Source organism: Nostoc parmelioides FACHB-3921, from assembly GCF_014696625.1.
GTDB classification, from domain to species: Bacteria; Cyanobacteriota; Cyanobacteriia; order Cyanobacteriales; family Nostocaceae; genus Trichormus; species Trichormus parmelioides.
Window position 1 is genome coordinate 26970 of record NZ_JACJQL010000057.1, and the last position, 9622, is coordinate 36591.

The following is a 9622-nucleotide window of genomic DNA, read 5'->3' on the forward strand; positions in this document are numbered from 1 at the left end:
ACCACCCCTCACTTACAATAAGGTAGATAATTCTGGCAATCAAAACTGGTATGTACCAAACTGACCCACCTCTTCCCCCCAGTGAAGTCCTACCGACAATGTACGACCTTCCCAGCGAAGACCCAGAGGAGTCTGGTTTGCCCGACGAATTTCACGACTTTCAACCCCAACTTTTGCGGGAAACCTGCCAACCACTAACTTACCCGACTGGAGAAATATTCATTGGTACAGACTTAAATTTATATTACGATGCTCGCAATCGCTTATGGCATAAAAGACCGGATTGGTTTTTAGTATTAGGTGTATCTCGCGCTCAACAACAACAAGAAATGCGTCTCAGCTATGTTGTTTGGCAAGAAGCAGTTGCACCATTTTTAGTAGTAGAATTACTCTCACCAGGTATAGAAGCAGAAGATTTGGGGCAAACATTAAGGGATGCCAACAAACCTCCGACAAAATGGCAAGTGTATGAACAGAATTTACGCATTCCTTATTACGTTGTGTTTGACCGCTACCAAAATTTGTTGCGGGTGTTTGAATTAACAGGAATGCGATATCAAGCAGTAGCAATTTCAGAGCCGAAATTTTGGTTTGAGGAATTGCAGTTAGGTTTGGGTGTTTGGCAGGGACAGTATCAACAAACAGAAGGTTTATGGCTGCGTTGGTATGATGTTGCAGGTAATTGGATTCCCACTTTAGAGGAACGAGCCGAACAAGAACGGCAACGGGCGGAACGATTGGCTCAAAGATTGCGAGCGATCGGTGTAGACCCAGATACTTTAGAGTAATTTAAGGATTCGCACCGATAAGTTTTGTGATAAATGTGCGCTCAATTAAAATCCTATTTATTAACAAACGAATATATTAACTGATATATACAAACCTTATGTCTGACACTGTAATTCGGGTAGAAAATCTAGGTAAAAAATATATTATTGGGCATCAAACCCAAGAAAGATACACTGCACTAAGAGACGTGATAGCTAATGGTGCTAAAGGTTTATTTAAATCATTCCGAAATCCAAAATTTAAACCTGTAAATTATCAAGAAGAGTTTTGGGCATTAAAAGATGTCTCATTTGAGATTAAGCAAGGTGATAGAGTTGGAATTATTGGACGCAACGGGGCAGGAAAATCTACGCTGTTGAAAATTCTCAGCCGGATTACTGAACCTACGCAAGGAAGCATCAAAATTAAGGGAAGAGTTGCTAGTTTGTTAGAAGTAGGTACTGGATTTCATCCAGAGTTGACTGGTAGAGAGAATATATATCTCAATGGTGCAATTCTGGGAATGAGTAGGATAGATATTAAGCGTAAATTTGATGAAATTGTAGCGTTTGCTGAGGTAGAAAAGTTTTTAGATACACCTGTGAAGCGGTATTCTTCAGGGATGTATGTGCGCTTGGCCTTTGCGGTGGCGGCACATTTAGAGCCGGAGATTTTGATTGTGGATGAGGTGTTGGCGGTGGGGGATGCTCAGTTTCAGAAGAAGTGTTTGGGGAAGATGGAGGATGTCAGTAATGAGGGAAGAACTGTAATTTTTGTCAGTCATCAAATGAGTGCAATTCAATCATTATGCACTCGTGGAATTCTTCTTAAATCAGGAAATTTATATTTGGATAGTAGTTCTCAAGAAGCTATAAATGTATATTTAGAACAAGCGTATACTTTAGCAGATGATATACCCCTTGCTGAGAGGAAAGACCGTGGAGGCTCTGGCAAAGTAAGAGCATATAGTATTCAAATATTAAATATAGAAGGAAATGAAGTTTCTTCACTACAATCAGGAAAAGATTACAGCTTTAAAGTTGGATACTTTAATCAAACCAATGAATACCTTAATGATGTAGTTGTTAGCCTTGATATATTTGATGATAAAAGTAATAGAGTTTTATTATTTAGAACTAATTTTACAAATAGTAATTTAAATCTAGATAATAAATCTGGCTATATTCTTTGTAATATAGAAAATTTACCCTTGGCTAAGGGATCTTATAGGCTTGCCATCTTTTTTTCACATGCTGATGCAGAAACGCTGGATTATATTGAAGATGCTGTAAATATAACTGTCGATGGAGGTGATTTTTTTGGTACAGGTAGTGAAGGATTACCAAGCCATTGCAAGATATTAGCTACAACTAAATGGTCTAAAATTTAGAATAAAAGAATTGCTTTGTATCGAGTGTTAACGTATAGATATCAATAGATATTATAAGTCCTGATTTATAAAAATTGAAAAATTATTTACTGATTTTATTATTAACATTATGGCTCTATTAACCCCTGTAGCCTTCTTTATCTTTAATCGCCCTGACCTAACTGCTCAAGTTTTTGAAGCAATCCGTCAAGCCAAGCCACACAAGCTTTTAGTTGTTGCAGATGGCGCTCGTTTTCCTGAAGAAGAAGAGAAGTGCTTGAAGACAAGGCAAGTGATTAAAAATGTTGATTGGGATTGTGAAGTCTTAACAAACTTTTCAGATACAAATTTAGGGTGTAAATATCGCGTTTCTAGTGGTTTAGACTGGGTATTTTCTCAAGTTGAAAAAGCTATTATATTAGAGGATGATTGTCTGCCAGAACCTAGTTTTTTTGCTTTCTGTGAAGAACTACTAGAATATTATTACAACCATGAACAAATCATGCATCTTGCCGGAACAAATCTTATTCCTCAACCTCATTTAAACACAAGCTTTTTATTTTCTAGACTTGTACCTATTTGGGGATGGGCAACTTGGAGACGGGCATGGAATCACTATGATATTGAGATGAAATTATGGAATAAATACAAAACAGAAAATGATATTTACTACTTTGGTAAACAAGCTAATAATGTGTATAACGTCTTTGAGTCTAATTACCTTAATCAAATAGATTCTTGGGATGGTCAATGGGCTTTTAATTGTGTAGCTAATCAAGGATTAACCATTATTCCCAAAATAAATTTAATTAAAAATATAGGTTTTCGAGAAGATGGTACTCATACAAAAGCTGCGAGTCATATTTGTTCTATACCTGTTCAATCTATAGATTTACCACTAATTAAACCTTTAGAAACCATACCTAATAAAGAATTCGATGAGAAGTTTCTAGAATTTTCAAATAGACCAAATCCTCCATCTTTGACAAAATCCTTAAAAAATCTAGTTAAGAACTGGATTAAAAAATATTAAAATGGAAATGAACACAGAGAAAATCGACTATACACGCCATTACAAAAAGTGGCACTCTGATACCCCTGAACATATTCAGGCAATGAAGCATTATTCTCAGGGATTACTCATACCATTTCTGCCTACCAACAAAGAAATTTCCATCCTGGAAGTTGGTTGTGGAATGGGATTTGCTATGTTAGCACTTCAGGATTTGGGCTATATCAATCATGAGGGAATAGACATTGATTACGGACAAGTTCAATCTTGTCTACAAAAAGGACTTAATGTTACTCAAGTAAAAGACTCTACTGCTTATTTGAATAGTCATAAAAATCAATATGATTTGATCATTGCACTAGATGTGATTGAACATATTCCTCAGGAAGGGCAGCTAGATTTCGTAAAAGGAATGTGCAAAGCACTAAAACCAGATGGTCAAATCATTTGTACAGTTCCCAATGCCAATTCAGGTTTAGCTAGTCGTTGGCGTTATATTGACTGGACTCATTATCTTAGCTTCACAGAACATAGCCTAGATTTCTTACTATATAATGCAGGCTTTCAAAGCATTGAAGTTGTTCCAACTGAGTTTTTTCATCCACCCAATTTTAGATTGTTTTTTAGTCGTTCAATCTTTAGAAGTTGGTTTTGGAAGAGTATTTTACAATGGACAATTTTTCGCTTTATACGTGGGTTCCGTAGGCTAGAAATGATTGGTGAACTTGGATGGGAGCAGGGCATTAGTGTGCCACTTTCTTTAAATTTATTAGCTAGAGGGAGTAAGCAACCATGAAAAATAATGTTTACTCCTTTGATGTGTTTGATACAGTCTTAGTTCGCAAGTGGGCAAAACCAACTGATTTATTTTTGGAACTAGGTTCTATACTTTTGCAAGCTGAACTTATAAATATATCTGCAGAAAAGTGGAAAAATATTAGAGAATCAGCGGAAAGAGAAGCAAGAAGCAGAAGTGTTTCTGGTGAAGTGACTCTAATTCAAATTTATGAAGTGCTTGCCCAGAATTTAGGCTGGACAAGCACTGAAATTGAACATTCAATAAATGCTGAAGTTGAATTAGAATTTACTAGTCTTTACCCCGTTAAAGAAACTCAGCAGAAAATTCAACATCTGCACCAAGATGGTCAGCGAGTTATCTATCTTTCTGATATGTACCTATCTTCAGAGGTGATTAGGCGTTTTCTCAAACATCATCAAATATGGCAAGAGGGAGACATACTCTATGTTTCTTCAGAGTTCAATGTTAATAAAGCGTCAGGAAAACTATTTGAAATTTCTTTAATTAAGGAAGGAGTTAAAGCTTCTCAATTAGTACATCTGGGTGATAACAATTATTCAGATGTAAAGATGCCCAGGAAGCTTGGCATTCAGGCTCAACACTTTAATGAAACTCAGCTTAATCGCTACGAGCAAATTTTAGCAAACTCTCAAGACCTGCCGTTGAAGTTTCGTTCTCTTTTAGCAGGTACAAGTCGCCTCTGTCGTCTTCAAAACCCAGAAACTAATCCTCATAATCGTGTTATTTGGGATACCGCAGCTAATGTCATTGCTCCTGTTCTGTTTGGTTTTGTTCATTGGTGCTTATCACAAGCACAATCAAAGGGGATTCAAAGGCTCTATTTTGTAGCGCGAGATGGACAAATTTTACTCAAGATAGCTCAGATTATTTGTGAAAGTTGGAACTACACCATTGACTGTAGATATTTATATGGTTCACGCCAAGCATGGCACTTTCCAGCTATTACAGAAATTGGTGAAACTGAACTAGATTGGATATTTGATCCAACCCAATTTCTATCTGTACAATCTGTTTGTGAGCGTGTTAATTTAAAGCCTGAACAAATTTCAGAGATTTTAGAAAGTAATGGGTTTTCAAAAGATATATGGCAAAAAAACCTTAATAATCAGCAGCGTTCTTTGCTTAAACAGATATTCAAGCAGCAGGAAGTGATTCAGTTAATTATAGATACTGCTGCCACCTATCGTGAACAGGCGATTGGATATTTTAAGCAAGAAGGATTAGCAGATGAAATACCATTTGTAATTGTAGATATCGGTTGGAATGGTAGATTACAACGTTCTCTCAGTAAACTATTGAATATTGCTGATATGTATCCTGCCTATGGGCTGTACGGTTTTTATTTCGGATTGTCAAGAAAACTCAAAGCCTTTCCAGAGGATTGCTTATTTGCGTATTTCTCAGATGTTGATTCTCCTTCAGAAAGAGATAATTTATGTCACAGGGCTTTGTTGGAATTATTTGTTGCAGCAGATCACGGTGGAACAATTAGATTTGAGTCCCAAAATGGAGTTTTTACGCCTATCTTACGCAGTAAAGATAATAATAAAGCATTGGAATGGGGATTATTAGTTCAGCAGTCTTCTATTAAACATTATGCCCAGATAATAACAAAATGTATAAAATACACGGATTTGGACATAAATGCTTTGCTCAAAGCATCAGAGAAAGTATTGAAAGAATTTGTTCTCTTGCCTAACTTAAAAGAATCTGATGTTTTTGGTTCTTTCATATTTGCTGAAGATCAGACAGAAAATGTTCTGTATGAACTAGCTCCTCCATACAAATTATTTGATTTATGGAATCTATTTCTCTATGCTCGTCATCCACATCATAATGTATGGCTCCCGGCCTCATCAAAACGAACTAATTATTTTATCAAGCTTATAATTCACAGTAAAATATTAACAATTACATCAAAAATAAGAAGTTTGATGAGTAGATTTAATAAAATATTGTTGTAATTAATACATTGGCAAAAAGTTAATGTTATCAGACCATTTTTATAAAAAAATCAGGGTGTGAAGCTGTTAGTATGAAGATATTACACATTAACCAGTCTGATACAGGCGGAGGAGCTGCGATCGCAGGTTATCGTCTCCATCAGGCATTATTAAAACAAGGGGTAGAATCCAAGCTGCTAGTTGGAAATACTAAAAATAGTAATAAACTTGTGGCAGATATTCCTCGAAACCGCTTTATTGAGAATCAGTTTTCTCGTTTTACTTGGCGTATCGGTCTTCACCATATTAATCACATTAGCAGCTTTGATATCCCAAGACATAGCTTTTATAAGGAAGCTGACTGCCTTAACTTTCATAACCTGCATACAGCATACTTCAGTTACTTAGCTATACCCAAGCTAACAAAAGAAAAACCTGCTGTATTTACACTTCATGATATGTGGAGTTTTACTGGACACTGTGTTTACAGCTATGACTGCGATCGCTGGAAAATAGGCTGTGGAAAGTGTCCGTATCCCAATACCTATCCAAAAATCGGCTTAGATAATACCCATCTGGAATGGAAGCTAAAAAATTGGGTTTATGGTAACTCCCATATAACCATAGTGACTCTCAGCAAATGGTTAACTGAGCAAGCAAAACAAAGTATGCTTAATCAGAAACTAATTGTCCATATACCAAATGGAATTGATATAGATGCTTATCAACCTCTAGACGCAAAGAAATGTAGGGAGATATTAGGTATTTCACCCAATCAAAAAGTTCTAATGTTTGGTGCCGAGAGCCTTAATGATTACCGTAAAGGTGGAGATTTATTGATAAAAATTCTACAAAAATTACCTCAAAATTTAAAACCAGAAATACTATTGCTGACTTTGGGACACTGTTCTGAAAAAATTACGGATTTGCTAGGAATAGCAACTTTAAGCCTTGGCTACATTAGTAGCGATCGCCTGAAATCAATAGCCTATTCTGCTGCTGACTTATTTATTTTTCCCACCCGTGCTGATAATCTACCCCTGGTACTACAAGAAAGTATGGCGTGCAGTACACCGATGGTATCCTTTAACATTGGTGGTGTACCTGATTTGGTACGTCCAGGGATAACTGGCTACTTAGCCAAGCCAGAAGATACACAGGATTTTTGCAACGGTATTGTACAATTGCTCGAAGATGTGCATTTACGGCAAACAATGGGTGAAAACGGTCGGGCAATAGCAATCAATGAATATTCACTAGAGTTACAAGCAAAACGATATATCGAAGTATACGAAAAAGTGTTGCAATCGTCTAAGTAGCATGAGGCGATACTTACCGTCGATACAGCTAAGCTTTAAATTTTACCATTTAAATTTTGCCAAAATTTTTACAATTTAATGACTTACTTAAATTATTCTTGGTTTTAACTAAAAATTACGAAAAACACCGTTAATATCATTTCCTCTAAATTAGCGGGCATGACATAAAGTATTAATTAGATTGATTGAATTATGATGGATATCACATATCCCAAAGTAACTATAGTTACAGTTGTTAGAAATGGTGAAAAGGTTATTGAAAAAACAATCAAAAGCGTAATTAATCAAAATTACCCTAACTTAGAATATATAGTTGTCGATGGTGATTCTCAGGATGATACGAAATCAATTATTCTAAAGTATAGTCAGTACATTAGTAAGTATATTAGTGAACCTGACAGTGGAATTTATGATGCGATGAACAAAGCAGCAAAACTAGCTTCAGGTGTTTGGATTAACTATATGAATGCAGGAGATTATTTTTATGCAAATGATTCTCTAAGTAGCCTAACTGAAGCTTTAAATAGTGACGCTGATGTAATTTTTGCTGGTGTTAAAGAAGTTTTGGTTGATGATTTAGAAACGCGATACTTCCATAAGATGCCTAGACCTATAGTAGAGATTTGGCGTTATATGCCAATTTGTCATCAGGCTACTATGGTGAGGCTGTCTTGTCAGCAAGAGTATGGTTTTAATACAAGTTATATCTGGTGTGCCGACCATGATATGCTGGCACGTATGTATCGAGATAGTAAGAAATTTGTCAGTCAAGATGTTCTTTTTTGCGTTTTTGATTGCAGTGGTGGTAGTACCAGAGAAATTATGTTGTATATTAAGGAACGATGGAAACTTAGTAAGGGCTTAGTTCCCTTATATACCCGTTTAATTCAATATGGTGGTGAATGGATAAGTTGTAATATTTGGGGTAAATTGATCTCAATAATTAAATCATTTTTGCCAACATCAACAATAATAAAATTAAGAAGGTTACGCGGCACTGCTGGAATTTAACAAGATTTGGGTGTAACTCAGTTGCTTAGGAAGCTATATCAACATCCGAAACTATTACTTGATAAAAGTAAAAACAGTTTTTATTACAATTGACAATCTTGCTGTAGAGGCTAATATCTCAATGACTCACTCAAGCAATATTGGCATTTATTTTTTCGCCAATTATGTTGTTTATGATTGGGCGATCGCTTTCCTTAACAGTTACCGCACCTTCAACCCAGATTTACGCCTGATTATGACTTCATTTAATGACCAGTGCGATCGCCTGCTCAAATTGAGTGATATTTACAACAACTAATACCCTCAAGTACAAGTTAAGCAAAAATGAATAAAAAACCAACGATATTAGTGTACCCAAAACTACCGAGAACAGGTTTGGGTAATATGCTTTTTATTTGGGCTAACGCTGTTTTATTTTCTCATATAAATGATTGTCCGGTAGTTACTCCTAACTGGAATGTGAGTATATTTCGACTTGGACCATATTTAAGAGGTGAAAGATATAAAAGATTTTATGGAAACTTATTTTCGCCAAAAGGTTATTTTCCCACACTTAAGTATTGGCTAACAAAGTTAAAAAAAAGGCGAATCATTTATAACCATAACATATCTCAATTAGAACTTAGTAACCTGGAAACTAAAGGAATAGAGTGTTATGTATTTATTTTTGATAGAATGATACGCTATGGCGACTGTTTCATGGATTTAAGAGAACATCAGTCTATAATTAAGCAGAAATTGTTTTCCAGTATTCGTCCATCCGTATATAAAGATATTGCTACTAATCAGGCACCTGAAATTGGCATTCATGTGAGGTTGTCAGACTTCAAAACTCTGAAGCCAGATGAAGATTTTGCTAGTGTCCCTACAGGCTTTATCCGCACTCCTATGAGCTGGTACATCGGAGTTGTTTCTAAAATTCGTGAAATTGCTGGCTATAATGTCCCCGCTACCATCTTTTCCGATGGTTACGATCACGAAATGTCTGAATTATTAAGTTTGCCAAATGTTTCTCGTTCACCCCATGCTTCAGCCCTATCTGATATGCTCACTTTGTCTAGGAGTAAAATTTTAATTGCTTCTCCGGGAAGTACTTTTAGTTGTTGGGCTTCTTATTTAGGGCAGTGTCCAACCATCTGGCATCCCCAGCGTTCTCATGCTTCAGTTTTAACCTCTGAAATTGGGCAATCCGTCTTTGAAGGTAGTTTCGATCCGGAATCAACAACAGTTCCGGAGTTACTATCTATGAATATTAAGTCAGCATTTAATTCTTCTATCAGAATATAGTGGGAGCGTGAGAACCCCTACGATTTATCGAGGGGATGAAACGCGACTCAAGGGGATTTATCCCCGTGTTTCCTCACTTACCACGCTGGTTTT

9 protein-coding genes are annotated in these 9622 nt (G+C 36.1%); all 9 read left to right on the forward strand.

Annotation, left to right across the window (positions count from 1 at the left end):
* Positions 1–50 precede the first annotated feature (50 nt).
* The gene (locus H6G14_RS25550; protein WP_190570812.1) at positions 51–788 is read left to right on the forward strand and encodes a Uma2 family endonuclease; all 738 of its coding nucleotides are present in this window, start codon (positions 51–53) and stop codon (positions 786–788) included.
* Positions 789–886: 98 nt separating this feature from the next.
* On the forward strand, positions 887–2158 hold the full coding sequence (locus tag H6G14_RS25555) for an ABC transporter ATP-binding protein (protein ID WP_190570814.1): 1272 nt from the start codon (positions 887–889) through the stop codon (positions 2156–2158).
* Positions 2159–2267: 109 nt separating this feature from the next.
* Complete coding sequence (locus tag H6G14_RS25560) at positions 2268–3170, forward strand: glycosyltransferase family 2 protein (RefSeq protein ID WP_190570816.1); 903 nt, start codon at positions 2268–2270, stop codon at positions 3168–3170.
* Between the two features lies 1 nt (position 3171).
* Entirely contained in the window at positions 3172–3945 is a 774-nt protein-coding gene (locus tag H6G14_RS25565; protein WP_190570818.1) for a class I SAM-dependent methyltransferase, read from the forward strand.
* A complete protein-coding gene (locus tag H6G14_RS25570) occupies positions 3942–5933 on the forward strand; it encodes an HAD family hydrolase (RefSeq protein WP_190570820.1) in 1992 nt (663 codons plus the stop codon). Before H6G14_RS25565 ends, H6G14_RS25570 begins: the two co-directional genes overlap by 4 nt.
* A gap of 71 nt (positions 5934–6004) precedes the next feature.
* On the forward strand, positions 6005–7231 hold the full coding sequence (locus H6G14_RS25575) for a glycosyltransferase family 4 protein (RefSeq protein ID WP_190570822.1): 1227 nt from the start codon (positions 6005–6007) through the stop codon (positions 7229–7231).
* A gap of 192 nt (positions 7232–7423) precedes the next feature.
* Entirely contained in the window at positions 7424–8242 is an 819-nt protein-coding gene (locus H6G14_RS25580) for a glycosyltransferase family 2 protein (RefSeq protein WP_199326287.1), read from the forward strand.
* 121 nt (positions 8243–8363) lie between these two features.
* Positions 8364–8540: a hypothetical protein gene (locus H6G14_RS25585; RefSeq protein WP_190570833.1), complete on the forward strand. Its 177-nt coding sequence runs from the start codon at positions 8364–8366 to the stop codon at positions 8538–8540.
* Between the two features lie 26 nt (positions 8541–8566).
* Entirely contained in the window at positions 8567–9529 is a 963-nt protein-coding gene (locus H6G14_RS25590; protein WP_190570824.1) for an O-fucosyltransferase family protein, read from the forward strand.
* Positions 9530–9622: the final 93 nt, after the last annotated feature.

Coding starts and splice junctions, on each gene's coding strand:
- H6G14_RS25575 (WP_190570822.1), top strand. CDS start 6,005: ATGAAGATATTACACATTAACCAGTCTGATACAGGCGGAGGAGCTGCG.
- H6G14_RS25550 (WP_190570812.1), top strand. CDS start 51: ATGTACCAAACTGACCCACCTCTTCCCCCCAGTGAAGTCCTACCGACA.
- H6G14_RS25565 (WP_190570818.1), top strand. CDS start 3,172: ATGGAAATGAACACAGAGAAAATCGACTATACACGCCATTACAAAAAG.
- H6G14_RS25590 (WP_190570824.1), top strand. CDS start 8,567: ATGAATAAAAAACCAACGATATTAGTGTACCCAAAACTACCGAGAACA.
- H6G14_RS25560 (WP_190570816.1), top strand. CDS start 2,268: ATGGCTCTATTAACCCCTGTAGCCTTCTTTATCTTTAATCGCCCTGAC.
- H6G14_RS25585 (WP_190570833.1), top strand. CDS start 8,364: ATGACTCACTCAAGCAATATTGGCATTTATTTTTTCGCCAATTATGTT.
- H6G14_RS25580 (WP_199326287.1), top strand. CDS start 7,424: ATGATGGATATCACATATCCCAAAGTAACTATAGTTACAGTTGTTAGA.
- H6G14_RS25555 (WP_190570814.1), top strand. CDS start 887: ATGTCTGACACTGTAATTCGGGTAGAAAATCTAGGTAAAAAATATATT.
- H6G14_RS25570 (WP_190570820.1), top strand. CDS start 3,942: ATGAAAAATAATGTTTACTCCTTTGATGTGTTTGATACAGTCTTAGTT.